Origin of the sequence: Dyadobacter bucti (assembly GCF_005869225.1) — a bacterium.
In the GTDB taxonomy this organism is placed as follows: Bacteria; Bacteroidota; Bacteroidia; order Cytophagales; family Spirosomataceae; genus Dyadobacter; species Dyadobacter bucti.
Window position 1 is genome coordinate 233,336 of the sequence record NZ_SWFP01000003.1, and the last position, 26,333, is coordinate 259,668.

Consider the following 26,333-nt stretch of genomic DNA (forward strand, 5'->3'; position numbering starts at 1 on the left):
TAATAGAACTTGTCTTTTTTGCTTCAACCTTCTGACGCGGGTTATGTAAAAAGTAAGGGCTTCGCACAACAAAAAAAGCCCCCGGAGTTGACCGGGAGCTTCTTCATAAACCTTTGGATTGTTTACTTTACAGTCAAAAACCGTTCGGTTTTTTGCTCTGACAATTGAAACGACTTGGATTGTTTTTCTTTTCCGCTGATGACATCGAGGCTGTATTTACCTGCCTGCATTTCGTCCAGATTGAATGTACGGCCAAATTTGAGTTGGTTTTTAGCGACTGTTTCACGGTACACCACTTCGCCATTTTCATTTTTCAGAACAATGGTGGTTCGAGAGTCAGCATTGGCTTTGTCTACCAGTACATTAATCTTTCCGCTTTTTGTGGGATAAATGCCGGTTCCGAAACCTGAGGATTTTTTGGCCTCATTATCTTCTGCGTTGGCTGTGAAAGAAGCAGTAGCAATAAGTGCCAGGGCACAAACGAAAGTTTTGATTGAAGTTTTCATGGCTGTTTTGATTTTATTTTTATGGCTGATTTTTCTTTTGTCTTACCTAAAAGAACATGACAAATGTAATGGCTAAGCATGGTACTATGTTATGCAAAGTACAGGAGCGGAAAATCTGACCAGATGAATGGTTCATATCGCAAATAAAGAATTAACCGGTAAGGCCATTTTAATAAAAAACGGCTCCCTGGATTACCAGAAAGCCGTTTATACATGATTTTGAGACGTATTTTATTCTTTCTCCACGAAATCCATATCCTTAGTAAAAGTCTCTTCCAGAAAATACAGGGCGAGTAACGCCACTGCACTGGTAGCAACTCCGATCAGTAGTCCGCTTTGAATCACACCAAGATCGGGTTTGAAACCCACAAATAAAGCAGCCAGTGGAATAGTAGCGCCCCGCACAAAGTTGGGAACAGTAGTGGCAACGGTTGCACGTAAATTCGTTCCGAAAAGCTCTGCCGCGATGGTGATGAACAATGTCCAGTATCCATTGCAGAAGCCCAGCAGTGCACACATCAGATAAAACGTAAACAGATCCAGCGAAGGAATCAGCAGATACCCGATCATCATCGTCAGCGACAGAATAATGAACAAACCGATCACCCGCTTTCTGCTTTTAAGATACTGACTGAGCAACCCGCTGAATATATCGCCGAAAACCTGCCCGGAAAATGCCAGCATAACCGCCTTGCCGGCATTAATTCCTTCAATCCCTTTGGCAGCGCCGAACTCCGGTGAAAAAGTAATGAGAATGCCAACCACAAACCATATCGGCAACCCGACCAATATTGCCATCATATATTTCCCGAAACGTTTTCCGTTGGTAAGGATCATCAGAACGTTTCCGCGATCGACCGTTTTTTCCTTAACCTGCTTGAACATTCCCGATTCGAAAACATTGAACCTTAATATCAGCAGCAATAAACCCATTCCGCCACCCACAAAATAGGAGATTCTCCATTCAAACAGGTCGGCAACAAAATACGCGAGAATTGCTCCGAGTACGCCCAAAGTTGCAACTAAGGTTGTACCGTATCCGCGGATTTCTTTTGGCAGAACTTCGGTGACCAATGTAATACCGGCCCCAAGTTCGCCCGCCAGACCTACGCCCGCAATGAAACGGAGGAACGCATATTGATCAAGTGAAGTGACAAATCCGTTTCCGATATTGGCAAGGGAATACATGATGATGGAGCCGAAAAGTACGGAAAGCCTTCCTTTTTTATCAGCAATAACACCCCACAAAACCCCTCCGATCAGCATCCCTGCCATTTGGTAATTGAGTAGGGTGATCCCTTCGGTTAACAATTGATCGGTGGGTACATTGAGCGCTTTTAAGCTCGGGACCCGCACCACGCTGAAAAGAAAAAGGTCGTACATATCGACCAGGTAACCCAATGCCGCTACAATGACCGGCACTTGTAAAAGTTGCGAAAGCAGGGAAGGACGGGAGGTTGGGTTTTCAGGCATTTTTGATTGCTTTTAGCTATCAGCGTTTAGCTTTTAGTTTTGTTTGAGATAAACCTTATACTTCAATGCATGTTGTGTTAGATCTTCGGCGGCTCTTACAGCCAATAGCTAATGGCTGACAGCCGACAGCCGTCAAAGCCTGTCAATCAGCATCCCACCATCCACGTTGATAACCTGGCCGGTGGAGTAGGGAAAATCGCCCCTCGTGACGGATGCAACCGCTTTTCCTATGTCATCCGGCGTGCCCCAGCGAGGTTGCAGGGCAATACCACCCTGGAACAGGTTGTCATATTTTTCCTGCACTTTGGAAGTCATGTCCGTAGCAACAATACCCGGGCGGATTTCAAAAACCGGGATGTTATATTCAGCCATTCTCACCGCAAAAAGCAGATTGGTCATAGCGAGTCCAGCCTTTGAAATACAATATTCACCCCTGTTGATAGAAGCAACGGTTGCTGAAATGGATGTTACGAAAATGATGGTTGCTTCGAATGCATGATTATTCGTTTTGGCGTGCGCCATTTTCTTGGCAATCTGCTGCGTGAGAAAAAAAGGTCCTTCCAGGTTTGTCTGCATCACTTCCTGGAAATTTTCCAGCGTGGTTTCAAGAATGTCCAGTCTCTCGCGGGGAGCAATTCCAGCGTTGTTAACTAACACATTGATCTGTCCAAAAACGGAATAGGCTTTCTCTATCACAGCTTCGCGGTCCGCAGCATTGGAGATATTTCCCTGGCAATAAACTACTTCTGCACCCAGTTGGCGAAGCTCGTCCAATGCGGAAGCGGCGCCTTCTTCATCCCTGACGCCATTGATAGCGAGATTATAACCTTCATTTGCCAATGCTTTCGCGATCCCGAAACCGATCCCGCGACTTCCTCCTGTAATTAATGCCGTTTTTTTCATAGCTCCTCAATATTAACCCACTGCCGTTTTTCCCAGCTTTCGATACCTTTTTCAGCCAGCTGGACTCCGCGGGCACCGGCTTTAAGATCCCATGGAAAAGGAGTGTCTTTTACGATATGTTTTAAAAATAATTCCCACTGTGCTTTAAAGGCATTGTCAAAAATTTCCTGCTCAGGCACTTTGGACCAGCCGTCGAAAAATGGTATTGGCTGTGGAATATCCGGATTCCAGACGGGCTTCGGGGTATTTCCGTAATGTTGAATATAACAATCGCGCAGACCGGCAACGGCAGAACCTTTGGTGCCGTCGACCTGCAAAGTCAGCAGATCGTCGCGGCGTACGCGGACTGTCCAGGACGAATTGAATTGTGCGATCACATCGTCTTCCAACTCAAAGGTTGCGTAGCAGGCGTCATCTGCTGTGCATTTGTAAGGTTTTCCATTTTCGTCGATACGCTCGGGAATGTGTGTTGCACCCAGGCAGGAAACAGCTTTTACCTTGCCAAAAAGATTGTCGAGCACATAGCGCCAGTGGCAAAGCATATCGACTATAATGCCGCCGTCATCCTCTTTGCGGTAATTCCAGGAAGGACGCTGGGCCGGGATACTATGACCTTCAAAAACCCAGTAGCCGAATTCTCCGCGAACCGAAAGGATTTTACCAAAGAAACCGTTTTCCATCAGGCGTTTCAGTTTCAGCATGCCGGGAAGCCAGAGTTTGTCTTGTACCACTCCATTTTTCAAACCTGCCGCAGTAGCCAGCTCATACAATTCCAGTGCTTCCTCGGTGGTAGTACCGGTTGGTTTTTCACAATAAATGTGTTTACCAGCCAGGATAGCTTTTTTGACAGCCGCCGCCCGGCGACCGGTAACCTGTGCATCGAAATAGATCTGGTAACGCGGATCGGACATCACTGAATCCAGATCCGTAGTATATTTCTCGATACCCGACTGCTTGCAGAGTGATTGCAGTTTGCTTTCGTTTCTTCCTACCAAAATAGGATCAGGCATGATCACTTCGTCAGAAGAAATTTTAACGCCGCCCTGATCGATGATCGCTTTGATGGAGCGCAGTAAATGCTGGTTGGTTCCCATGCGGCCGGTTACGCCGTTCATGATAATGCCAATGGTATGTGTTGTCATGTTGTTTGGTTGATTAAGATATGCTGTCGGCTATCGGCTTTCAGCTATTTAAAAAAATATTAATGATGCTTCAATGCAAGCCGCCAGGGTGGCGCGAAGCTCCGCTTCGTGCCGACTATTTCAAGGCCTCCGGCCGGTAACTAGACCTTCTCTACAAAAGCCTCCGTAATCTCTTTCAAAAACAGATGCTGGTCTTTTGCCCAATGTATATTTGAAAAAATCTCCACCTCGCAAAAACCATTGAATCCGGTAGCTTCCACCCAGCTTCTGATTTTTTTCAGGTCGATACATCCTTCACCCATCAATCCCCGGTCATTGAGCAGGTCGATGGTATTTACTTTCCAGTCGCAAACGTGATAAGCCAGTAAATTGCCATGAGCTCCGCATCGCGCGATTTCTTTTTCCAGGTCGCCGTCCCACCACAAATGGTATACATCCACGGCTACGCCAACGATAGGAGAGTTGAAATGTTCGGCCATATCATTGGCCTGTGCCAGCGTATTGATCGCGGATCTGTCGGCGGCGTACATAGGGTGCAACGGCTCAATGGCCAGTTTTACTTTCAGTTTTTCAGCAAGCGGTAGTATCGCACTGATACCTTCTCTAATCTGTTCCCTCGATTTTTCCATCGATTGATCGGGAGATGCGCCACAAACCAGCACGATCATCGGCGCGCCCAAGGCGGCAGCTTCTTCGAGTAACTTTTTGTTATGATCAATTGCCTGCGCCCTTCCAGCACTGGTGGTATGCGGGAAAAAGCCTCCTCGTACGTAGGAAACGATTTCTAGTCCGGCGCTGCGGATCAGCTCGCCTGCCCGGTGCGGCCCTATGCCTTCAGTAGCGTTTTGCCAGACACTAATCCCTTTTACTCCGGCAGCCGCATAATTTTCAACAGCCTCGGCAAGTCCCCAGGGCTTTGTAGTAATTGTATGAATGCAGCAGCGATCCAGTGATATATTTTCCAAAGTTTAATTTCTGTTATACGTTGCTATTTTGGGAATGGTTATTGATGGTCATTTTTGGTCATTTTTAGTCATTTTTAGTCATTTGTTGTCATGGATGGTCATTTGTTGTCATTTGGGTGAATGTCGTTTCGACGTAAAGTCTAACAAATAATGACCATCCATGACTATTAAATGACAATCAGTGACTACCAATGACTATTAAACGACCAAATCCGCCCTACTTCACCGCACCCAAATAAGAATAGTAAGGCAATCCCTTATTAATCCGATGCAGGTAAAGCGCCACTTCTCTTGCATGGTAGTCGCCCCACATGCTGGACTCTCCGCAAGGTATTTTCTGACCGGCAGGAACATTATCCCAGCCATTGGGACGGTGGTAAATAGAGTGCAGGATCAAGCCCTGGTGCGTCGGATCGGTGGACAGATAAGGTTCAGCAAACAGCGAATCAACTGCCGTCAGACCGGCCTGCCAGTAGCGGCTGCCTTCTTCGGTTTGGCCCAGGTCGTTCAGATATTTTCCCAGACGCAGTAAACCTTGCGCCCCAATAGCGGCGGCTGAGCTATCGATCGGTTCAAATTCATTGTACGGATCGGAGGTGCGGGAAGTGTGATCGCCCAGTTTGTGCAAATTCGGAGCGCCGGTGTCCCAATGCGGAATGCCGTCGGAAGCAGTATTTGCTATATAAAAATCGCAGGTAGCTTTTGCAGCTTTCAGGTATATGCTTTCAACTTCGCTACGGCCGCCGAGTGGCGCCAGTTCTTCGTCAGAAAAACTGGGAAGTGTTTCGAGTTGCTCGGCAAATCCGACCATTGCCCAGGCAAGGCCGCGTGTCCAGGTAGTAAACCCGGAAAAACCCTGCTGAGAATTCGGGCAGCGATAATTTCCATCATTGGTATTAAACACACTTTCATGGGCCGTTCGTCCCCAGACATCATAACTGTCGCGGCCTTCGCCGTAGTAGACCGAATATTTGGCAGTAGCGATAGAATGTAAAGTTCCGCGCAGCAGCAGGCTTGTTTTTACATCATTTTCACCCATCAAACTGTGTCCCAGCAAATGCGAAACCATCAAAGCGCGAACCGAACGGATTGTATCCACAAAAAGTGAGTGCGGGCCGTTAAAAGAATGTATGAAACCCTGGCCGTCTTTGGCATTGGTCCAGCGGTGTGCTTGCACAGCCCCGGAAATTTTAAGCGCAACTTCGTAAAAATTACGTTCCCACTCATTTTCAGGAATGCGGCCCTCGTTCATCAATCTGAGCAGATTTCCGTATGTGCTGACATTGTTGAAGCCGTGGTCATGCACACCAAAATGGCTTACATGGGACGCCATATTGCCTACTGTGTTTTTACGTGCGCTTTCAAGAAAAGCCGGATCTTCCGTCGCATCATACTGAAGCACTTCCGCTCCATATTGAAATCCCTGTGTCCACTCTGTCCAGCCACGGAGCGTGTATTTACCGTTTACAGTGAAAACCGGAGTTCCTTTGGTACTGTCATATTCTTTGGAAATCAGGCTTATTTTTTCGGCTGAGAGCTGCCATAAAGCATCAATTTTAGATTGAAGCGAGGCGGCGGTAAGATCGTTACGAATCTGCATGGTAGGAAAAGATAGTATTATTTAGCCATTTTTATTTTGGATAATACAAAGATATAGTTCCAAAAATGGCATAGCAAGGTACATATTTGCTATTAAATGGTACTTTTCCGAACATTGCCCCGGTATTCATTAGGGGTAAGACCTGTTTTCTTTTTAAAGATCCGGCTGAAATACGAGGGGTCTTCGAGATGGATGTGGTAGGCGATTTCTTTGCTGCTCAGATTGGTGAAAACAAGCAGCCGTTTTGCTTCAAGAAGCAGTTTGTCGAGGATGTATTCCTGGCTTGATATGCCAAGAAATTTCCTGACGATCTTGCTCAGATAATCCGGAGAAACCGAAAGTTCCTGTGCATATTGCTGTACTTCATGCATCTCCCTGAAATTTTTCTCCACCATTTCCTGAAACCTTCCCACTATTTCGGGGACGGTGTTAGCTCCGGATTCAACAGGCAGTACGTCTTTTTGAGCTAAAAAGGAACATTTTTGTAACAACAGGCCCAGGTACTTTCCGATCAGGGCCTGGTCGGTTTCCGCTGAGAGATGATCCGTTACCATATTTTCCATGATGTTGTGAAAATATTTTATCTCAGCGCTTGTGAGTGTAATGATGGGCTGGCGGCGGACTGGCTGGAAGAAGGATAGCTGGGATAAAGAAATACTGGCAGGATTATAAAACGTGTAGAAATCTTCCGAAAAAGCTACAATATAACCCTGAAACGAGCTTGAAAAAGTGAGTAAATGAACCTGGCCGGGCGTCAGGAAATGTAAGCCGGCACCCTGTATGTTGTAAGAATGAAAATCAATCTCGTGAAATCCCTGGCCTTCTTCGATAAAAAGAATTTCATAGTATGTATGACGGTGAGGGGTGTCGGTTGGAAGCGGTGTTATGGGTAGCGGAACAAGCGATTCTTTCTGCGGCCCTTCGCTGTTTTTAAACCTGAAAATCTTTAATGCCGGAACCTGGCTGGGTGTTTTCGGTAAGGAATGAACAGGGATTGCATCGGACATACGCAGTACTGACTACAGCTTTTTCAAAAGACTGAACTTTACTTAAAAGGCCGGAAACCGGTAAAACTACCAATGTGAGGGCATGTAGCGTGATGACAGAGCCAAGATTTTTCCTCCTTCCGCGACATTTTTTACTTTTACATTGTTGACCAATAGATACGAAATCTAAATTCCAATTTTACCAGGTGAATAAAGAAACCAAAAGCGGCCAGATATTTGATCTTCCAACCCTAAAACGTTTATATGCATTCGTTCGTCCTTACCAGACGCAGTTTTATCTACTGATTGCGATCATCTTGCTCAACGCATTTCTGGCGCCGCTCACCCCGCTTTTGATTAAATATACAATTGATACACCTATTGCAAACGGGAATTATTCGCAGTTAACTTTGATGCTGGTCGTAATGATCGTTGTGACGATATTGCAGGGTATCGCGCAGTTCTGGAACACTTATATGTCGGGCTGGCTAGGGCAGTATATCATCCGTGATATTCGTGTTGAGCTATACAAAAAAATTATCTGGCTGAGGCTGAAGTTCTTTGATAACACGCCAATCGGGCGGCTGGTCACACGAACGATTTCGGACGTAGAAACGCTTTCCAATGTTTTTAGCGACGGGATGGCCGCTATTGCGGGTGATATTTTACAGCTGATACTGATTATCGCCGTCATGTTTTATACTGACTGGAAGCTTTCGCTGATCAGTTTGTCGATGATTCCGCTGATGCTTTTTTGTACTTATGTTTTTAAAGAAAAAATTAAAGATTCCTTCAACGAGGTACGCGCCGCGGTTTCCAATTTGAATTCATTTGTGCAGGAGCATATTACCGGGATGAGCATCGTCCAGATTTTCAGTAGCGAGGATAATGAATACAAAAAATTCAGGGAGATTAATAAAGAGCACAGGAATGCGCATATCAGGTCTATTCTTTACTATTCCATCTATTTTCCTGTTGCCGATGTAATCGCGGCGGCCGGAACGGGCCTTGTGGTTTGGTATGGTTCAAAACAGATCCTTGGAGCCGAGGTTACATTTGGTACTGTTACAGCTTTTGTAATGTTTATCAACCTTTTCTTTCGCCCCATCCGTCAGCTGGCCGACCGGTTCAATACCTTGCAAATGGGGATTGTGAGCACCGACCGGATCCTTAAATTGCTGGACAGCGACGAGTATACTGCCAATGAAGGCACGTTCGCGCCGGATACAATCAAAGGAAATGTAGCGTTTCGAAATGTATGGTTTGCTTACAATGATGAGGAATATGTGCTGAAAGATATCAGTTTCGAGGTCAAAGAAGGGGAGACCCTTGCCTTAGTGGGAGCCACCGGCGCCGGCAAATCGTCCATCATCAATCTGCTGACCCGCTTTTATGATATTAACAAAGGGAACATTTACGTGGACGGCGTAGAGGTACATGATTACGAACTGAATGCCTTACGTCAGCATGTAGGCGTTGTTTTACAAGATGTTTTCCTGTTCTCCGATACGATTGAAAACAACATCAGGCTGGGGGATTCTACCATTACGCACGATAAAATTGTAGAGGCAGCCAAGCTGGTAGGTGTTCATGACTTCATCGAGCGATTGCCAGGTGGCTATACTTACAATGTGATGGAAAGAGGCTCGACGTTGTCTGTAGGGCAGCGCCAGCTAATATCTTTTGTGAGGGCAATGGTTCACGAACCCAAGATCATCGTGCTGGACGAGGCTACTTCGTCCGTCGATAGTGAGACCGAGGAATTGATACAAAAAGCAATAGAAAAACTCATGAAAGGCCGCACTGCCATCGTTATTGCACACCGGTTATCGACGATTCAGGAAGCAAATAAGATTCTTGTCGTGGATAAGGGATTGATCGTGGAAGAGGGTAACCACGAGCAGCTGCTTGAAAAAGAAGGTTTTTACGCGAATTTGTACAGGATGCAGTACAAAGAGGTCTTGAAAATAGGATAGTGGGTATTAAGCAAAAAGCCTGACACCGATTTACTTCGAGCGTCAGGCTTTTTGCTATCTTAATTTCTTGAACCTGTATCCAGCGGAATCGGCGGCGGGCCAATCAGAAAATCATCCTCATCATTGCGTTTAACCGGAGGGATACTGTCAATTCCATCATACAGCGAATCGTCTTCCATTGGTGCCCATATTGTAGGGCAATTATAGGTCTTCGAAATCTTGAAACTTGGTTTTGGAAAGGGGCCCGGCTCCATTCCTATGGATTTGTCCCGGTATATTTTCTCGAGAAAACTTCCGACAAGCGGTAATGCTGTTTTGGCACCTTCGCCAAGGTTCGTTGTCCTGAAGTGAATGCTTCTGTCGTCACCGCCTACCCATGCGCCCACCACCAGGTCGCGGGTAATGCACATAAACCAGCCGTCAGAGTTGTTGGAAGTGGTCCCCGTTTTTCCACCGATTTCATTTCCATTTCTGGTCACATCAAATTTCCAGCGGATACTTCCTGATGTACCACCCGGTTCTTCTACGCCTCCTTTGAGCATGGATACCATCATAAAAGCAGATTCAGGGCTTATCGCCTGGCGGTGCTCGGGTTGAAATTCCTCGATTATTTTTCCGTTGCTGTCTTCAATTTTGGTTACAAGAATAGGCTGCGTATAAGTACCATTATTGACAAAAACCCCGTAGGCAGCAACCATATCATAAAGGGAAACATCAAAAGGCCCTAGACCTATGGAAGGAACAGCTTTAAGAGGTGTCGTAATACCCATTTTCTTGGCGTAGCGAACGACATTCGCAGGGCCTACCCGATCGGTAAGCTCAGCCGTAACCGAGTTGATAGATTGAGCCAGTGCACGCCGTAATGTCATGTTAGCGTAGGAGAATACACCGGTGGCATTTCTCGGTTTCCACTCTTTTTCAACGCCGTCTTCCATGTATTTTTTCTCAAAGGGCTTGTCCACAATTTGGTCACAGGGAGACATATTGAAACTGGAATCGTCTATCGCAGTAGTGTAAACAAACGGCTTGAATGTGGATCCTGGTTGCCTTTTGCCTTGTTTGACAGCATCGTATTTGAAATAATTATAATCCAGTCCGCCTACCCAGGCTTTGATCTGACCAGTCTGCGGGTTCATGGCCATCATACCGGCGCGCAGCACTCTTTTGTAATAATCCAGAGAGTCCATCGAACTCCAGTATCTTTTCATTTCCCCGCTGTTTTTCCAGTCATACACGGTCATCGTGTCCTTCTTATTAAGGTAATAATTGATACTGTCAGGCTGGTCAGGGAATTTCGCTGCAAGGGATTTGTATTTGCTGGTTCTTTTTACGACGGTCTGAAGGAAATCGGTGATCTCTTTCCCCTGTTCGTCTACCCATGGGTTCTGTTTTCCCCAGTGGTCCTCAAATACACGTTGCAGCTGTTTCATTTTCTGCGTCATAGCCTCTTCCGCATCTTCCTGCATGCGGGAGTCGATGGTCGTATATATTTTCAGGCCATCCGTATACAGGTCATAACCATTTTCATCACCCCATTTTTTCACAAAATCAACTACCGCATTTTTGAAATAATTGGCATTTCCGTCATAGGGGGTTTCAAACTTGGTTTTCAGTTCGATCGGCAGTGCACTGATAGAATCAGCGGCTTTCGCGCTAAGGTACCCGTATTTCTGCATCTGTCCGATCACTACATTGCGGCGTTCCAGCGAGCGTTTTTTATTACGGATAGGGTTATAGGTTGTGGTGGCTTTCTGAAGTCCGACGAGCACTGCGGATTCCTGAACATTGAGGCTGTCGGGGGATTTACTAAAATAGGATTGTGCAGCTGTATTGATTCCGTACGTATTGTTTCCATAATCCACGGTATTGAAGTACATGGTCAGGATTTCCTCTTTGGTAAAATTTCTTTCCAGTTTAATCGCCGTAAGCCATTCTTTGGTTTTATAGATCAGCGTACTCAGGCCCGGAACGTAGCCCAATAGTCCGCGCGCGTCCGTTTTTCTTGTTTTAAACAGTTTTTTGGCCAATTGCTGGGTAATGGTACTGCCGCCCCCGCGGTCGGTCGCGCCGGTAGCGATCCCTACTGCAACGCTCGCCATGGCTTTATAATCAATTCCGGAATGTTTGTAAAAACGGATGTCCTCGGTTGCGATCAGCGCTTTGATGAGATTTGGGGATATCATTTTCGCGGTCACGGGTGTTCTGTTCTCCGTGTAAAATTTACCGATCAAAATCCCGTCCGAAGTGTAGATTTCCGAAGATTGGGCAACTTTCGGATTTTGCAGATCTTCCACGCTTGGCATGCTGCCCATCAGCCACAGAAAATTGGTTTCCACACAAAAAATGTAAATACTGAAACCGACAATGCCGTAGATCAGTGTTTTCCACAGCAGCACCACTGAACGGTAATAAGGAGAGTGGACATCTATTTTTTCTTCCCACCAGGAGCGGATGGAATTTCTGTTTTTCCTGACAGAAAAGACGAATGCATCTGTACGTTCGTGGCCTGCAATAAGCGTTGCGAGCTTGTAAGCAATACGGTTGATGAGTGTTCTGAGCTGTGTTCCAATGAATTGAAACATCGCTTTGATTTTATTGTAAAACGATCTGATAACTTCCATCAAACGTTAAGGTTCGTAAGGATTCAAAGATAAGAAAAGCCGGACATTTATGGCTACGTCCGGCTTTTGCGAAATTTTTACTACTCGGCTTTGTCAAATTTCAGGGCCGCACCATTCATGCAATATCTCAAACCGGTCGGTTTCGGGCCGTCGTTGAAAACATGCCCCAAATGTCCTCCGCATGTTCTGCAAACAACTTCGGTACGGGTCATGCCGTGACTTCTGTCAACGATTTCTTCTACGTTTCCCGAAGCTATCGGCTGGAAAAAGCTCGGCCAACCTGACCCTGATTCGTATTTTGTTTCCGAACTGAAGAGGGGTGTTCCGCAGGCAGCACATACGTAAGTTCCTTCTTCTTTATTGTCGTTGTAGGGGTGTGAAAACGGACGCTCGGTTCCTTTATCAAAAAGTACAAAACACTGCTGTCCTGTAAGTTCCTTTTGCCACTCTTCTCTGGTTTTTTCTATTTCTCTCATTGTTGCGAATGTTTGTGGACCGTGGTATAATCCATGAAAATTGTACCACTTCCATCAATAACGTTTTATCGTCATTTATCGTTTGGTAAAAATGCGCCTGATCCAGGAATCCCGGGGAGGCCAGCATTGATTTTGAGATTCCGGTGCTTTCCTGAACAAACCTGCAGAAAGGCCGAAATAAAGGTTGAAAGATTTGGGGTTGCCGATATTCAAAAGTCCTGTGATGTGGTCAGTACCAATCCACAAAGGTCCCACTCTGCCGGCAATACCGATCGCAGGGGAGCGATACCGGTTCATCAAAGTCAGCGGTACCGAGATCTCATACCACCGGTGCTCATACCTCGGTGTTACTGATACCACGGATTCAGCTTTCATGCCGAATGCCCCCTGGGAGATCAGATTTTGTACCCATAGCCCGCTCACATATACGTTTGGCTTCACATAGTAATCGACACTCGCCTGAAAAGCCATCGGCAGCACAGACTTAAAATTGGGAGCAATAGGCTGACCGCCGTCCAGGGATGTATTTATGGCAGTGAAAATCTCTTCCGAACCACCAAGTTTGTCAAAAGAATCGTAGCGAAACTCCTTGTTTACGGTATGTGTTTCCTGTTGCAGGACGTAGGCGGGATTGTTGAAGTGAACCCTGCCGATATCAGTGAGGGATACTGCCACCCGGTACAAATATTTGTTTTTGGAAGCGTCGCGGAGGCGGTCGCCCCTTTCCGTATAGCTGAATTTGTTAATGTCGGGACGGTACTCGTACACGGCCCCAAGATCAAAACCCCATCCGCTTCCCGGGGCTGCGTTGCCGAGCAGCCAGGCGGGAGTGGGCCGGATGTTTGAAAATGCCTCGTCCCGTGTAAGCGCGTACTTGACATGTGCTTCATTCACATTGATATACTGGCGCCGGTTCTCCCAGGTTTCATCGGGAAGGATATTGTACGATGAATTTTCAATGATGGCATGTGCGTTATACAAGCCCAGCAGTCTCTTAACGGTGACACCGACTTTTAAAAAGTCAGTTTCATTATCCACCACAACACCGCCCAGTGTAAAAGCTATTTCAGCCGTGGCATTTAAGTGCAGCTTACCTGACTGGTTATCGAAAACTGGCCCCTGAAGATCCTTTAACTGTGTTGTTTTGCTGATCAGCCTCGCCAGCGGCTCGGTAACCGCGGTGGTATTGAGGATATACCTGGCCCTTGTGGAAATTCCCACCCCGATTTTTCCCTGAAACAAATTGAACATAATGGAAGGCAGGCGCGAGTCCCCGCCGGCGTTCAGATACTTGAAGTTACCGTTCAGCTTTTCTTTGAGATACCGGCGTGGAAATAGCAGAGCACCTCTTTCATTGCGATATTCATCAGAGACGGTGTTGGTGATCAGACTTAAAAAAGAATAGGGGGCATCATACTTTACATGGTTGTTGGCGGTGTAGAACTGAGAACCCACAACATTTACATAAAGTCTGTACCTGCTGTCGGCTACAAACGCAGGGTTATGGTATAGCGCATGAATACCCGCAAAGTTACTCATAGAGACACCTGGCAAATGCTGCGGCAAACCTTTGATAGTAAGCCCAAAGATCATGACCAATATAAGTACCCAGGATTTGTACATCGTTAAAGAGAAACGGGGTGATATTCATTTTCTATATCTACATGCAAATAAAAGCGTAACTGCACGTACTTGCAACGAATGTTTGCCTATCGGGAAAATAATATTACAGATATAACAACGGCATGATTTTAGTATTTGCAGAACACAATTCCCCGGAGGGCGGATTCGGTGCGTGTGATTATTCTTTGTATCATTTGAGGGCAGTAAGCGATAAATATGGTAAGTATAGTATTTTAGATAAAATTATAGTGCAATAGGCATTGGTGAATATTGATTATTTTGTTAAGTCAAACATTGACCATATATTGTTCTGTAAATAACAGATATATACTTATTCAAATTTTGTATTGTATGAATTTTTCATTTTCAAATTATCAAAGCGAAAATTTTTTCGATGAGATGTTCACAGAAGACGGTGAGATCCGTCCGGGCTATGAGCATTTAAAGAATAAATTTGAAAACCTTACACACGAAGATCTGACCAACCGCCAGCTGGCAACAGAACGTGCGCTGCTCTCTATGGGCATCACTTTCAACGTATATTCCGAAGGTGAAGGAACTGAACGCATCATGCCGATCGATATCATTCCCCGCGTACTTTCTAACGCAGAGTGGGAATGGCTGGAAAAGGGTCTCAAACAGCGGATCAAAGCATTGAATATGTTCATTGATGACGTGTACAATGAGCAGAATATCTTGAATGATGGTGTGGTGCCCCGCGAGCTGATCGAGTCCAGTAAATGTTTTTTAAAACCGTGCATTGGCCTTAAACCACCAAAAGGGATCTGGTGCCACATTACAGGTACCGACTTGATAAAAGGCGATGACGGTACCTTTATGGTGCTTGAAGATAACCTCCGTTGTCCGTCTGGGGTGTCTTATATGCTGGAAAACAGAGAGTTGTCGAAACAGATTTTTCCGGATGTGCTGGCACGGACGGGAGTGAGACCGGTGTCTGATTATCCTACCAGGTTGCTGCAGATGCTTCAGCATCTTGCTGACCGGCCCAACCCAACCGTGGCTGTACTCACACCGGGGATTTATAATTCAGCCTATTTCGAACATTCATACCTGGCCCAGCAAATGGGAGTTGAGTTGGTGGACGCAAGGGATCTGGTGGTTTCCGACGGATATGTGAAAATGCGCACGACCAATGGTCTCCAGATAGTGGATGTGATTTACCGTCGCATAGACGATACTTTCATGGATCCGGAGGCATTTAACCCTGATTCGTTGATTGGCATACCGGGCATTTTCGAAGTTTATAAAAAAGGCAGGGTTGCGCTGGCCAACGCGCCGGGAACAGGCGTAGCGGATGATAAGGTGGTTTATGCCTATGTCCCCCGGATTATCAAGTATTACCTGGGAGAAGAAGCTATGATCCCGAATGTTAAAACTTACATCTGCGGGGAGGAAGAGGACTTTAATTACGTGATTGAAAACATTGCTCAGCTGGTTGTAAAAGAGGCAAACGAGGCCGGCGGGTACGGTATGCTGATTGGCCCTAAGGCGACCGAAGAGGATCATGAGCTATTCAGGGAAAAAATAAGGAACAACCCGCGTAATTATATTGCGCAGCCTACAATATCCCTATCCAGAGTCCCGTGTATGGTGGATGGGCATGCGGAAGGTCGGCACGTGGATTTGCGCCCTTACATTTTATACGGGGATGACGTCAGTGTCATTCCGGGTGGCCTTACGAGGGTTGCATTGAGAAAGGGCTCGCTGGTCGTCAACTCATCTCAGGGTGGAGGCGGCAAGGATACGTGGGTGCTATACTAAATTATTATTGACAGTTACGGCAGTCTGTTGATGATAATGGTTTTAAACCAAAATTGATGTACTGCCTGACTGTTAAGAAATAATTATTGATAGCAACTTAAATTTTAAAGCAATGCAACGTGAAGTAACCGGTTGGTTTAGTCCGGCACTGAATGAATATATGGATGTAGCGGTTTACGGGCATTATGGATTTGCGCTTTTACTGATTCCCACAGCAGCATCAAATTACCTGGAATATGAACACAATGGATTGATTGAGAGTATCAAACCGTTTATTAATGACGGAAAAGTAAAAGTATACTGCATCAACAGTATCAATTCAGAGAGTTGGATGAACCCTCACATGCATGGATATGACAAAGCAGTGAGGCACCAGTTGTTTAATGATTATGTGATCAAAGAGGTAGTCCCTTTTATTAGAAGTAATTCAAGCCAGACCAATGAAATTATAGCTGCCGGTGCGGCATTTGGGGCTCTGCATGCTGCTAATCTGTTTTTTAAACATCCGGATTTTATCCAGGGAGTGATCGCTATGAGCGGTTGTTATGATCTGAGCGTTTACACGGACGGATATTACGACGATAACGTATATTTTAATTCCCCTATACATTACCTGCCCCAGCTAAAAGCCGAGTGGCATTTGTCACTGTACAGGGATAGTCGTCATATTCATTTTGTAACGGGATCAGGAGCCTATGAAGTTCCGGAATATTCGAAGCAGATATCTGCGATACTGGCTTCCAAAAATGTTTTTCACGAGCTGGACATCTGGGGAAGTGATATACCTCATGAGTGGTGGGTATGGAACCGGATGCTCCCTCATTATTTGTCGACGAGATTTTGAAATCGCTGTATTCCGATGTTGATAATCGGAATACAGCAGTTAATTATGCTCCTTCAAACTGCCTCAAAAACCTTACGTCATTCTCTGTGAAAAGCCGTAAATCATTGATTCCATATTTGAGCATGGTAATTCTTTCGATACCCATTCCAAACGCAAATCCTGTATACGTTTCACTATCGATTCCGCAATTGGAAAGAACATTGGGATCTACCATTCCCGAACCAGCAATTTCGACCCAGCCGGAATGTTTACAAACATTACAGCCCTTTCCTTTACATATAAAACATGTCACATCGATCTCTGCACTGGGCTCTGTGAAAGGAAAGTAAGAAGGACGAAGCCTGATTTTGGAATCTTTGCCAAACATCTCCTTTGCAAAATGGTACAAAGTATCCTTTAAATCCTTGAAACTTACATTTTTATCTACATACAAGCCTTCTACCTGATGAAAAACGCAGTGCGCACGCGCTGAAATAGCCTCATTTCTAAATACTCTCCCTGGCATAATCGACCGAATAGGCGGTTTTTGCCTTTCCATAAGCCGCACTTGTACATTGGAAGTATGCGTTCTCAGCAAAACATCATCTTTTACGTCTCCATCACTTTTTGAGATGAAAAATGTGTCCTGCATTTCCCGGGCGGGGTGGTTGTCCGCAAAGTTGAGCGCACTGAAATTATACCAGTCTTTTTCAATTTCCGGCCCGTAAGAAACATTAAATCCCATTCTTTCAAAGATCTCGATGATTCTTCGGCGTACGATTGTAAGCGGATGAAGACTTCCCTGAATATTGGGAGCAACCGGCAAGGTTAAGTCGATGAATAACTCAGGATTCGTATCAGAAGAATTTTCCAGAACCGCTGAAAATTCCTGAAAACGCGTTTGCGCAAGATTTTTCAGGGTATTTAATTCCTGGCCCACTGCACGGCGGTCTTCCTGAAGAATGTTTTTCAACCCTTCAAACAATTCGGTAACGACGCCTTTTTTACTGATGTATTTAAGCCTGAAAGCTTCGAGCTGATCCTTGTCTGTAACTGTTATTTTTTCAATTTCTGAGACAAGCTCTTTTACCCGGTCGGTAATCATAAGTAATTTTTTTGTACCTGTATTGGTTTTGATGTCGAATATCCGCGTCAAAACGGTTTCAAAGATAATTAAAGTTACGTCGGTTGCAGTCCCAGGAAGCTCTGAAAACTTTTTTTAGACGGAAAACCGTTCAAAAAGCAAGTTTAGAGAGTAAGTAAAATTACGTGTTTTACTAAGTTCAGTTACGTCATTTTACTTTTTGGTTTACAACTAATTAGCTGATAATGAGATTATTAGATATATATACGTAGTTCTACGTATTTTCTAAATTTACGCTATGTACTAATTTTGATTCAATCAATCGGAACAATATTAGTCTTACATACCATGAAAAATTTTACAAGCTTTACTCGCGGAAATCTGCCTGAAAATTCATTCAAAGGCACTGCCTCTCCAATCTCGGTTCAGTCCATGGGCAGAACCATTTATCTGACTCCCGACGTAATTACCTTCCTCGAAGGTGAAGGAAACTATACTTTTATTTATACGAACAACGGCAAGAAGTATCTGGTTTCAAAGACTTTGAAATCCCTGGCCGAACTCTTGAATTCAAATTTTGTGCGTGTGCACAAGTCTTATCTGGTCAATTCAGATTATGTGGTTGAGAGAATGGAAGACGACCGGGTACTGAGGCTTTCGTGCGGAAAAGAAGTCTCAGTTTCGAGAAGGAAAATCAAAGAAGTGACTTTTCTTCTGGACCATACCAATCTTCGCATCAGCGCGTAAGATTGCGTTACAAGTTTTTTTATTGAATTAAATTAGTGGGTTATTCATAAAAACAGCAGCCATCGCACAGATCGAAGGCTGCTTGTTTAGTTTTTGGGAAGTTATAAAATCCTAGAATAACTTCAGCCCTAATGTCACCTGCCAGGAGCTGATTTTTTGCTTCAACTTTCCATTTGCACCTGCTAGCGGTTGCCCGTCTAACTGAAAAGATGCAATATTTGTAAATGCACCTTCTTTTCGAACATCCAGGCTTATGCTTCCAATATCAATCCCGGCGCCAAGCTGATATCCGAAAGTTGCTTCGGACATTGCATTATTTAAGTCAGAAGTATATTGTTTGAAAGCGTCACGTAAACGCTGGTTGTCTCCGATCCTAAATGAAGTAACTGGTCCGGCCAACACTCTCACGGGGCCGGCTTTAATTCCGATTAACAGCGGTACATCGATATTGCTATATTTAATATTGACGGTCTTGGTAACCGGTTGCTCCTGATCTTGCTCAATGATCTGAAATGAGCCGCCTTTTGTGGAGACCAGAACTTCCGGTTGGATGAACAACGTTTTGCCAAATCTCATGTAAATCCCCCCGACCGCTCCTGTGCGCGTATCAAAGCTTTGTTTGAGATTGTCCTTTACTTCTTTCCCATCGTATCCCAGATAAGGATTCCCGTTGTCATCATAGCGTGTTGTAAAAACATCTCCCATGGTGAGGCGCGATAAATTTACTCCTCCCTTAATACCGAAGGCAAAACCTTTTTTTTGCGCTTGTGCTGACGTTAATGCAAGAATGCATATCACGCAGCTGCACGCCAATTTTGTCAGGATGTTCATGGATAATATAATTTTTTTAGTAAAGCCGGTTAATAACGTTTAAAAATAAAAAACTATACCTAACTCATATTTTTTTTGATTTTATGGTCGAAACGTACGAATATTTGGATAATTATTCATCGGACGGTGTTAGTGTTTAAGCAAATATAAATTAGACTATTCTACTTATGGCCAAAACCAAAACAGCCTATTTTTGTCAGGAATGTGGGTATAATTCACCCAAGTGGGTGGGCAGGTGTCCATCTTGCGGCGAATGGAATACTTTTGTTCAGGAAGTTATTGAAAAGGAAGACAAGAAGACGGCTGTTAGCTGGAAGGGAATTAATTTAGCTAGCAGGCCCAGGGCCATTGCTGAGATCGAGTATCAGAATGAGCCCAGGATCAGGACATTTGACCATGAACTGAACCGTGTGCTGGGCGGAGGAATTGTGCAGGGATCGCTGGTTTTGATCGGGGGAGAGCCTGGTATTGGGAAATCGACATTAATGCTTCAGATCGCGCTGACGCTTTCGGACAGAAAAGTGCTGTATGTTTCAGGGGAGGAATCGGAGCAGCAGATAAAGATGCGGGCGGAAAGAATGACCGCTGGAAGCAGCAATTGCTTCATATTGACGGAAACACACACACAGAATATTTTCCGGCAGATAGAGGATTTTCAACCTGAAATCCTGATTGTCGATTCTATTCAAACGATGCAGTCCACATATATCGAATCCGGGGCAGGCAGTGTGTCACAAGTTCGGGAATGTACGGCAGAGTTTATGAAATACGCGAAGGAAACTGGTGTGCCGGTGTTTTTAATTGGCCATATCACCAAGGATGGCTCTCTTGCCGGTCCGAAAGTCCTTGAACACATGGTAGATACAGTTCTTCAGTTTGAAGGCGACAGGCATAACACTTACCGGATCCTGCGGACGGTCAAAAACCGGTTTGGGAGTACTTCTGAACTGGGGATATACGAGATGCAGGGAACGGGCCTCAGGCAGGTAAATAATCCGTCCGAAATCTTGATTTCTCAGCGAGACGAACCGGTCAGCGGAATCGCAATCGGCTGTATGATGGAGGGAAACAGGCCTCTACTGGTCGAAATTCAGTCTCTAGTAAGCGTGGCCACCTATGGAACTCCGCAAAGAAGCAGTACCGGTTTCGATGCGAAACGCCTGCAAATGCTGCTGGCTGTGCTGGAAAAGCGAGGAGGCTTTCGTCTAGGTGTCCAGGATGTATTTTTAAATGTGGCCGGGGGATTAAAAGTGGAAGATCCTGCTATCGATCTGGCGGTTGTTGCATCCCTTGTTTCGTCTTATGAAGATAAATTTATAGCCCCATCAGTCTGTTTTGCAGCCGAGGTAGGACTTGGAGGCGAAGTGCGCGCCGTGAACCGGATTGAAAGCAGGATCTCCGAATCTGAAAAGCTGGGTTTTAAAAAGATCTATATTTCAAAATACAACAGCAAGGGGCTGGATATCAAAAACTCAAAAATCGAGATCATACCAGTGGCACATCTGGATCAGCTGTTTATGTCACTTTTTCTGAACAGTCACGAATAGGATGTTTTCAGAAGTTGGAGTAAAATTCAGCAACCGTGATCAATATTCTAAAATCACTTCATTTTTGAATGCTTTACTAAATATGCCATCAATATAGGGTCGAAACCTCTGGCAATATCGGCTTCAATAAAGTCAATTTTGTACTGTCCGCACTTCAATTTTAGTTTTTGATAAAAGTCGCCGACAAATTCCTTGTAGGAATCTCTCACCTGATCCGGCTGGACTTTTACTCTCTCCCCCGTTTCCAGATCAATGAATTCATAAGGTCGGTTTTCAAATGCAAACTCCTCTTCTGTTTTCCGGTCGGTCACATGAAATAAAAGGACTTCATGGAGGTTGTGCCGGAGATGTTGCAATGCAGAGAATATCTTGTCGGCATCTTCCAGGTTATCAAACATATCACTGAAAATTACTACAAGCGATCTTTTGTGAATTTTCTCTGCGATCTGATGCAAAACGCCGGATACTGAGGTCTTAAGCAGTGGTCTTTTGCTCTGGAGAAGATTTTCCAGGTCCAACATAATTTTGTGGACGTGGGAAGGAGTGGATTTTACCGCGGTTTGTATTTCAATGTTTTCGGCGAACGTACATAGGCTTACGGCATCTTTCTGTCGCTGAAGAAGATATGTGAGGCTGGCGGCGGCCATCACGCTGAATGTCATTTTGCCGTTATTCTCTTCCGGATAATACATGGAAGATGATGTATCCAGCAAGATATGGCATCTTAAATTGGTCTCTTCCTCGTAGCGTTTTACGTATAAACGGTCTGTTTTTGCGAAAACTTTCCAATCAATATTTCTGGTGGATTCGCCCGTGTTGTACAGCTGATGTTCCGCAAACTCTACGGAAAAACCATGGAATGGAGATTTATGCAGTCCGGTAATAAAGCCTTCTACCAGCTGTTTTGCCAGAAATTCCAGATTGCCGAACTCTCTTACTTTGGCTAAATCAAGTTGGCGGCTACTCATCGGTAGAAAAAAGATTAGCGTTTGGTTCGCATGGAGATAACTTTGCCTGATTTCGGGTCGATTTCTTCATCAGAATCCAGCAGGATCATACCTTCCATACCTACAACCCTCACAGATACATTTGCTATTCCTTTACCCAGGATACCTATTACTTTGGCTGCTTCTTTACTTAGATCGATAACCCTGCTTTTTTTAAACGGGCCGCGATCGTTAACCCGCACAATTACCTTTTCATCATTATCCAGATTCGTAACTTCAAGCATCGTATTGTGGGGATAGCTTTTATGGGCAGCCGACAATTCATTGCTTTTATGCAATTCGCCGAAGGAGGTCTTTCTGCCGTTAAACTTGGTAGAGTAGTAGGAAGCGTTCCCTGTTTCCGTTTTGCCTAACTTAACCTGAGCGAATGAGGCAGACCCGGCGGCAAAGGCTAATATGATAAGAATCAGAATCCTATGATAAACCATATCTGTGGATTTAGGTATAACATGATAAGGAATAGGTACCTTATTTTTGTATCATAACGTCGTGACTTTGCAGGAAAATGAAAGCCACAGATTTCAAAAGTAACAGAAAAAACACAGAAACGAACAGATTCTATGGTTTTTAAGTAAAATGTCCGCAAATTCTTTTGCGCCCAATAATAACAAATTGCTAATATGTTACCGTTTTTTTGATAGCAGCAATAAACTTTATATTTTAGCGTTTGAAAACCTATTTAAAACTTAACATAGTGGAAGACAGAGAGCAAATCTACTCCAAAAGGGTCAGGGCAGGAAAACGGACTTACTTCTTCGATGTTCGCTCTACGCGATCCAACGATTATTATCTTACCATCACCGAAAGTCGTCGTCATCCTCAAGGAGACGGGTTCACGTACGAAAAGCATAAAATGTTTTTGTACAAAGAGGACTTTGATAAATTCGTAGATGCTTTGAAAGATGCGGTGGACCATGTGAAAACAGAGTTGATGCCGGAAGTTGACTTCTCTCAGTTCGAAGCCAAAGCCGACGAAGTGGATGTAGTAGGAGAGTCGGATCTTAAGTGGGATTAAAAAATTTATTTTTTTAACAGGAGGCCTTCGCAATGTATTACGAAGGCTTTTGGTTTTTGTATTCGCTAAATGGTAATTTTGCAAAAATTATCATTTGCTGTTCACTGCATACCTTTATAATATGAGTCTTCAATGTGGGATTGTAGGATTGCCAAACGTCGGGAAATCCACTCTTTTTAATGCTATTTCTACCGGCAAAGCCGAAGCTGCCAATTATCCTTTTTGTACAATAGAGCCCAATGTGGGTGTTGTTACAGTGCCGGACGAACGTTTAGATACGTTAACTACCCTTGTAAAACCACAGAAAGTCATACCGACGATCATTGAGTTCGTCGATATCGCCGGCCTTGTAAAAGGCGCAAGCCAGGGGGCGGGTCTGGGGAATAAATTTTTAGCCAATATCCGGGAGGTGGATGCCATTGTTCACGTAGTACGCTGTTTTCAGGATGAAAATGTGGTGCACGTCGAAGGTCGTGTTGATCCGGTTTTTGATAAAGAAATTATCGATATCGAGCTGCAATTGAAGGATCTGGAATCGGTAGATAAGAAAATACAGCGTACAGAAAAAGGCGCCAGGGCCGGTGATGCAAAAGCAAAAGCGGAACTGGAGTGGCTGAAAAAATATAAAGAAACACTGGAAGCCGGTAAAAATGCCAGAAGTCTTCAGATTGATGAAGAAACAAAACAGGCTGTGATCGGAGATCTGCAATTGCTGACTGCCAAACCTGTTTTGTATGTTGCGAATGTGGATGAGGGTTCAATGCTTACCGGAAATGAATACTCAGAGAAATTGCGGGAAGCTGTGAAGCACGAAGGTGCCGACGTAATTGTACTTTGTGCGGCGATCGAATCTCAGATTTCTGAAATTGAAGATCCGGAGGAACATGAAATGTTTTTGAGTGAATACGGTTTGAAAGAATCCGGACTGAGCAAGCTGATCAAAGCTTCTTATTCACTTTTGAATCTGATCACTTATTTCACGGCTGGAGTGAAAGAAGTAAGAGCATGGACAATTATTCGCGGCTGGAAAGCACCCCAGGCAGCAGGCGTTATTCATAGTGATTTTGAAAAAGGTTTTATTCGTGCCGAAGTAATCAAAATTGCTGATTATGAACAATATAAAACAGAGGCAGGCGTAAAGGAAGTTGGAAAAATGGCCGTTGAAGGAAAGGAATATGTAGTTGCCGACGGCGATATCATGCATTTCAGGTTCAATGTATAACCCTGAAAATAAATACTACTGAAAAAGAGGCGTAGCTTTAAAAACTACGCCTCTTTTTTGTATAAATCCGCCCGATAATTCCTAAAAATCAGCGAGGTCGTTGTGAATGACTTCTCGCAATGTTTTCGCCATCAGAATGATAGAATCAACCCGATAGTGCGCTTTGGTCAGAAGGTCGGTGCTGTAACCTTCGTTCAGTAATTGGGAAAAGATCTCTTTCAGATAAAGAAGATCATCAATATTTACTGAAAAGTCCTCAACAACATACATCTGAAATCCTCTGTCTTTCCACTCCGGAAAATACAAGACGAGGTAAAAATCCGATTTGACATAAAATGATATGACGTGATTATTTTCAAAATCAACCGGCATTTCCTCATGATCTACCAGACAATCAATGATATGACTTTCATCAATAGTGATGGATAAATTAGAAGTCAGATAAGTTCTGTTAGAAGAGTCCATGGTTGCGTTTTTTAGCGTCTCCGGTTCCATTCCACCGTGCGGTATCCGATTAAAAGATCAGACCGGCCTGCCGGCGGGCGGTGATAGATTAAAATATCGTAGTCATTTTCTGTTGGTGCATAGTTGCCTTCAATGTAAGCTTCATCGGCTTTTTTATCCGAATTATTAACCATAATATAATCATAGTTGATAACACCTTGTTTGATCATTATTTCTGACTCGTAAGCCTTATTATCAACATTGTATGTCATGATATTTCGATCTGTCAGCTGCCAGAGGTTAAAGGCCCCGTTCACATAAAATGTAGCACCCTGCTCTTCCGGAATGCGCAATGTGAAAAGTACCGGCGTATAATCTGCCTCAATACTTCCCCTTCCGGATTCGCGCTGATCCACAATGTATTGGCCATTAAAATCATCAATCTGAAGGTAAGACCCCTCAGATCTGGATTTGTCAGGAAAGAGACTCAGCCTTGTAAATTCATCAGATCTTTCGATCTCATTGATCCCGTAACCCCTGCCGGACAAAGTACGACTGTCGAAATAGCGGAATTCGTTTCCACCGGGAAAAGTATTTTCAAGGTCAAAAAATATGTATTCCAAAACCTGGTCAAACGGTTTGACATTGGTAGGCTTGAATCCTGAACGTATCTGGTCCCAGCGAAAGTTTTTTCTCAGAACTACTTTCAGATCCGTTTGCGGTGCGTTCAGCGGATAACCTTTGTAATCGACTGTAAAGTCAATTTGCTGATCGGTAAACTGTTGCTGGATGCCTTGTGAAAACCGAGCTTTTGCGGTCACATTTACCCTCGTCTCATAAAGCATAAACCTACGGCTCAGAACGGGTTTCCGGTCCCGGTCGGAATACACATATATCACGTAGTTGCCTGAGATTTTTAATCTCGGCAAGTCGAGGCGATAATGAAAATAAGGAACTTTGGTACTGAAAGATTGTTCGCTGTTACTGATCGGGTACTCGTTAAATTCATAGGTGAACTCGATATCGTTCAGGTTCGATTTCGTCCAGTCCGCATTGCAATGAATGATTTTAGCTCTGTAACCTTCAAACTGACCAGAAAGATCATCAAACTCCAGAACTAAAGGAGAAGTACTGTTGAGCGGCTTGATGGGCGGTGTTAGCAATCTCCTGGGGTTTTCCTGGTCGTCAATTGCCGGGTAAAGCAGAACGGTGTTGATTTTATTGTTGTAAATATAGTCCTCCAACCGAATGTTTTGCCGCTGTGCAATAGCAATGGAATGATACAGGCAAAGAAATGTCAGGAGTAATGTACGCATAACGGGATATTTTCAATATTAACGTTACTTCGGCTGATAATGTACGTATAGTTCAGGAAAGGTCTTTGTTCATTATCAACTATTTTTCTGCATCACTAGCACAACTATGACAGCACGGGCTGGAATTTTTTAGTCTGAAGAGAATATCTCAAAATGGAAAGAGACGCTGACTACAAGAGCGAATTCTATCGTGGGAAAATAGTTACTATGGCAGTATGCAGGCATAATCACACTATTCCAGTGA

The 26,333-nt window shown here is 44.4% G+C and carries 23 protein-coding genes; 7 read left to right on the top strand and 16 right to left on the bottom strand.

The features are described from left to right. Positions 1-122: 122 nt before the first annotated feature. The 7 genes from FBF61_RS11110 to FBF61_RS11140 form a co-directional block, all read right to left on the bottom strand. Positions 123-506, bottom strand: coding sequence for a T9SS type A sorting domain-containing protein (locus FBF61_RS11110; protein ID WP_138477305.1), 384 nt, complete (start codon positions 504-506; stop codon positions 123-125). Positions 507-737: 231 nt separating this feature from the next. Continuing rightward, on the bottom strand, positions 738-1,979 hold the full coding sequence (locus tag FBF61_RS11115) for an MFS transporter (protein WP_138477306.1): 1,242 nt from the start codon (positions 1,977-1,979) through the stop codon (positions 738-740). A gap of 132 nt (positions 1,980-2,111) precedes the next feature. Further along, positions 2,112-2,882 carry a 3-ketoacyl-ACP reductase gene (locus tag FBF61_RS11120; RefSeq protein WP_138477307.1) on the bottom strand — a complete coding sequence of 257 codons (771 nt, stop codon included), beginning with the start codon at positions 2,880-2,882 and terminating at the stop codon, positions 2,112-2,114. Beyond that, positions 2,879-4,024, bottom strand: coding sequence for a Gfo/Idh/MocA family protein (locus FBF61_RS11125; protein WP_138477308.1), 1,146 nt, complete (start codon positions 4,022-4,024; stop codon positions 2,879-2,881). The genes FBF61_RS11120 and FBF61_RS11125 overlap by 4 nt, the downstream gene beginning before the upstream one ends. A gap of 140 nt (positions 4,025-4,164) precedes the next feature. After that, the gene (locus FBF61_RS11130) at positions 4,165-4,989 is read right to left on the bottom strand and encodes a sugar phosphate isomerase/epimerase family protein (protein WP_138477309.1); all 825 of its coding nucleotides are present in this window, start codon (positions 4,987-4,989) and stop codon (positions 4,165-4,167) included. A 217-nt stretch (positions 4,990-5,206) separates the two neighbouring features. After that, positions 5,207-6,589 (bottom strand): glycoside hydrolase family 88 protein, encoded by a 1,383-nt coding sequence (locus tag FBF61_RS11135; protein WP_138477310.1) that lies wholly within the window; start codon positions 6,587-6,589, stop codon positions 5,207-5,209. A 92-nt stretch (positions 6,590-6,681) separates the two neighbouring features. Beyond that, positions 6,682-7,596, bottom strand: a complete 915-nt coding sequence (locus FBF61_RS11140; RefSeq protein ID WP_138477311.1) for a helix-turn-helix domain-containing protein — start codon at positions 7,594-7,596, stop codon at positions 6,682-6,684. Between the two features lie 185 nt (positions 7,597-7,781). Between FBF61_RS11140 and FBF61_RS11145 the strand changes: the two genes are divergently transcribed. Next, a complete protein-coding gene (locus FBF61_RS11145) occupies positions 7,782-9,551 on the top strand; it encodes an ABC transporter ATP-binding protein (RefSeq protein WP_138477312.1) in 1,770 nt (589 codons plus the stop codon). Between the two features lie 59 nt (positions 9,552-9,610). Here FBF61_RS11145 and FBF61_RS11150 read toward each other — a convergent pair whose 3' ends face one another. The 3 genes from FBF61_RS11150 to FBF61_RS11160 form a co-directional block, all read right to left on the bottom strand. After that, positions 9,611-12,172: a penicillin-binding protein 1A gene (locus FBF61_RS11150; protein ID WP_138477313.1), complete on the bottom strand. Its 2,562-nt coding sequence runs from the start codon at positions 12,170-12,172 to the stop codon at positions 9,611-9,613. 80 nt (positions 12,173-12,252) lie between these two features. Next, the gene (gene msrB, locus FBF61_RS11155) at positions 12,253-12,648 is read right to left on the bottom strand and encodes a peptide-methionine (R)-S-oxide reductase MsrB (RefSeq protein WP_138477314.1); all 396 of its coding nucleotides are present in this window, start codon (positions 12,646-12,648) and stop codon (positions 12,253-12,255) included. Positions 12,649-12,723: 75 nt separating this feature from the next. After that, positions 12,724-14,271 (bottom strand): DUF5723 family protein, encoded by a 1,548-nt coding sequence (locus FBF61_RS11160; RefSeq protein WP_138477315.1) that lies wholly within the window; start codon positions 14,269-14,271, stop codon positions 12,724-12,726. 351 nt (positions 14,272-14,622) lie between these two features. Between FBF61_RS11160 and FBF61_RS11165 the strand changes: the two genes are divergently transcribed. Then, on the top strand, positions 14,623-16,053 hold the full coding sequence (locus FBF61_RS11165; RefSeq protein WP_138477316.1) for a circularly permuted type 2 ATP-grasp protein: 1,431 nt from the start codon (positions 14,623-14,625) through the stop codon (positions 16,051-16,053). A gap of 112 nt (positions 16,054-16,165) precedes the next feature. Next, positions 16,166-16,897 (top strand): esterase family protein, encoded by a 732-nt coding sequence (locus FBF61_RS11170; protein WP_138477317.1) that lies wholly within the window; start codon positions 16,166-16,168, stop codon positions 16,895-16,897. Positions 16,898-16,940: 43 nt separating this feature from the next. On the opposite strand, the gene pheS is transcribed toward FBF61_RS11170, so the two are convergent. After that, positions 16,941-17,981 (bottom strand): phenylalanine--tRNA ligase subunit alpha, encoded by a 1,041-nt coding sequence (pheS, locus tag FBF61_RS11175; protein ID WP_138477318.1) that lies wholly within the window; start codon positions 17,979-17,981, stop codon positions 16,941-16,943. Positions 17,982-18,308: 327 nt separating this feature from the next. On the opposite strand from pheS, the gene FBF61_RS11180 reads away from it, so the two are divergent. Then, positions 18,309-18,707, top strand: a complete 399-nt coding sequence (locus tag FBF61_RS11180; RefSeq protein WP_229215007.1) for a LytR/AlgR family response regulator transcription factor — start codon at positions 18,309-18,311, stop codon at positions 18,705-18,707. Between the two features lie 111 nt (positions 18,708-18,818). Here FBF61_RS11180 and FBF61_RS11185 read toward each other — a convergent pair whose 3' ends face one another. Next, positions 18,819-19,538 carry a porin family protein gene (locus FBF61_RS11185; protein ID WP_138477319.1) on the bottom strand — a complete coding sequence of 240 codons (720 nt, stop codon included), beginning with the start codon at positions 19,536-19,538 and terminating at the stop codon, positions 18,819-18,821. A gap of 167 nt (positions 19,539-19,705) precedes the next feature. Between FBF61_RS11185 and radA the strand changes: the two genes are divergently transcribed. After that, entirely contained in the window at positions 19,706-21,085 is a 1,380-nt protein-coding gene (gene radA / locus FBF61_RS11190; protein ID WP_138477320.1) for a DNA repair protein RadA, read from the top strand. 53 nt (positions 21,086-21,138) lie between these two features. On the opposite strand, the gene FBF61_RS11195 is transcribed toward radA, so the two are convergent. Together FBF61_RS11195 and FBF61_RS11200 are read right to left on the bottom strand one after the other, a co-directional pair. Beyond that, positions 21,139-22,053 carry a DUF58 domain-containing protein gene (locus FBF61_RS11195; RefSeq protein WP_138477321.1) on the bottom strand — a complete coding sequence of 305 codons (915 nt, stop codon included), beginning with the start codon at positions 22,051-22,053 and terminating at the stop codon, positions 21,139-21,141. 14 nt (positions 22,054-22,067) lie between these two features. Beyond that, the gene (locus tag FBF61_RS11200; protein ID WP_138477322.1) at positions 22,068-22,520 is read right to left on the bottom strand and encodes a septal ring lytic transglycosylase RlpA family protein; all 453 of its coding nucleotides are present in this window, start codon (positions 22,518-22,520) and stop codon (positions 22,068-22,070) included. 239 nt (positions 22,521-22,759) lie between these two features. Here FBF61_RS11200 and FBF61_RS11205 point away from each other — a divergent pair, with 239 nt between their 5' ends. Continuing rightward, positions 22,760-23,107, top strand: a complete 348-nt coding sequence (locus tag FBF61_RS11205; RefSeq protein WP_082213641.1) for a DUF3276 family protein — start codon at positions 22,760-22,762, stop codon at positions 23,105-23,107. Positions 23,108-23,228: 121 nt separating this feature from the next. Next, on the top strand, positions 23,229-24,329 hold the full coding sequence (ychF, locus tag FBF61_RS11210) for a redox-regulated ATPase YchF (RefSeq protein ID WP_138477323.1): 1,101 nt from the start codon (positions 23,229-23,231) through the stop codon (positions 24,327-24,329). Between the two features lie 81 nt (positions 24,330-24,410). Here ychF and FBF61_RS11215 read toward each other — a convergent pair whose 3' ends face one another. Together FBF61_RS11215 and FBF61_RS11220 are read right to left on the bottom strand one after the other, a co-directional pair. After that, entirely contained in the window at positions 24,411-24,794 is a 384-nt protein-coding gene (locus tag FBF61_RS11215) for a hypothetical protein (RefSeq protein WP_138477324.1), read from the bottom strand. Between the two features lie 11 nt (positions 24,795-24,805). Further along, positions 24,806-26,089: a type IX secretion system plug protein gene (locus tag FBF61_RS11220; RefSeq protein WP_138477325.1), complete on the bottom strand. Its 1,284-nt coding sequence runs from the start codon at positions 26,087-26,089 to the stop codon at positions 24,806-24,808. Between the last annotated feature and the right edge of the window lie 244 nt (positions 26,090-26,333).

Coding starts and splice junctions, on each gene's coding strand:
- ychF (WP_138477323.1), top strand. CDS start 23,229: ATGAGTCTTCAATGTGGGATTGTAGGATTGCCAAACGTCGGGAAATCC.
- FBF61_RS11220 (WP_138477325.1), bottom strand. CDS start 26,089: ATGCGTACATTACTCCTGACATTTCTTTGCCTGTATCATTCCATTGCT.
- FBF61_RS11200 (WP_138477322.1), bottom strand. CDS start 22,520: ATGGTTTATCATAGGATTCTGATTCTTATCATATTAGCCTTTGCCGCC.
- FBF61_RS11150 (WP_138477313.1), bottom strand. CDS start 12,172: ATGGAAGTTATCAGATCGTTTTACAATAAAATCAAAGCGATGTTTCAA.
- radA (WP_138477320.1), top strand. CDS start 19,706: ATGGCCAAAACCAAAACAGCCTATTTTTGTCAGGAATGTGGGTATAAT.
- FBF61_RS11170 (WP_138477317.1), top strand. CDS start 16,166: ATGCAACGTGAAGTAACCGGTTGGTTTAGTCCGGCACTGAATGAATAT.
- FBF61_RS11160 (WP_138477315.1), bottom strand. CDS start 14,271: ATGTACAAATCCTGGGTACTTATATTGGTCATGATCTTTGGGCTTACT.
- FBF61_RS11125 (WP_138477308.1), bottom strand. CDS start 4,024: ATGACAACACATACCATTGGCATTATCATGAACGGCGTAACCGGCCGC.
- FBF61_RS11215 (WP_138477324.1), bottom strand. CDS start 24,794: ATGGACTCTTCTAACAGAACTTATCTGACTTCTAATTTATCCATCACT.
- FBF61_RS11110 (WP_138477305.1), bottom strand. CDS start 506: ATGAAAACTTCAATCAAAACTTTCGTTTGTGCCCTGGCACTTATTGCT.
- FBF61_RS11165 (WP_138477316.1), top strand. CDS start 14,623: ATGAATTTTTCATTTTCAAATTATCAAAGCGAAAATTTTTTCGATGAG.
- pheS (WP_138477318.1), bottom strand. CDS start 17,981: ATGATTACCGACCGGGTAAAAGAGCTTGTCTCAGAAATTGAAAAAATA.
- msrB (WP_138477314.1), bottom strand. CDS start 12,648: ATGAGAGAAATAGAAAAAACCAGAGAAGAGTGGCAAAAGGAACTTACA.
- FBF61_RS11140 (WP_138477311.1), bottom strand. CDS start 7,596: ATGTCCGATGCAATCCCTGTTCATTCCTTACCGAAAACACCCAGCCAG.
- FBF61_RS11180 (WP_229215007.1), top strand. CDS start 18,309: ATGAAAAATTTTACAAGCTTTACTCGCGGAAATCTGCCTGAAAATTCA.
- FBF61_RS11120 (WP_138477307.1), bottom strand. CDS start 2,882: ATGAAAAAAACGGCATTAATTACAGGAGGAAGTCGCGGGATCGGTTTC.
- FBF61_RS11195 (WP_138477321.1), bottom strand. CDS start 22,053: ATGAGTAGCCGCCAACTTGATTTAGCCAAAGTAAGAGAGTTCGGCAAT.
- FBF61_RS11135 (WP_138477310.1), bottom strand. CDS start 6,589: ATGCAGATTCGTAACGATCTTACCGCCGCCTCGCTTCAATCTAAAATT.
- FBF61_RS11115 (WP_138477306.1), bottom strand. CDS start 1,979: ATGCCTGAAAACCCAACCTCCCGTCCTTCCCTGCTTTCGCAACTTTTA.
- FBF61_RS11185 (WP_138477319.1), bottom strand. CDS start 19,538: ATGAACATCCTGACAAAATTGGCGTGCAGCTGCGTGATATGCATTCTT.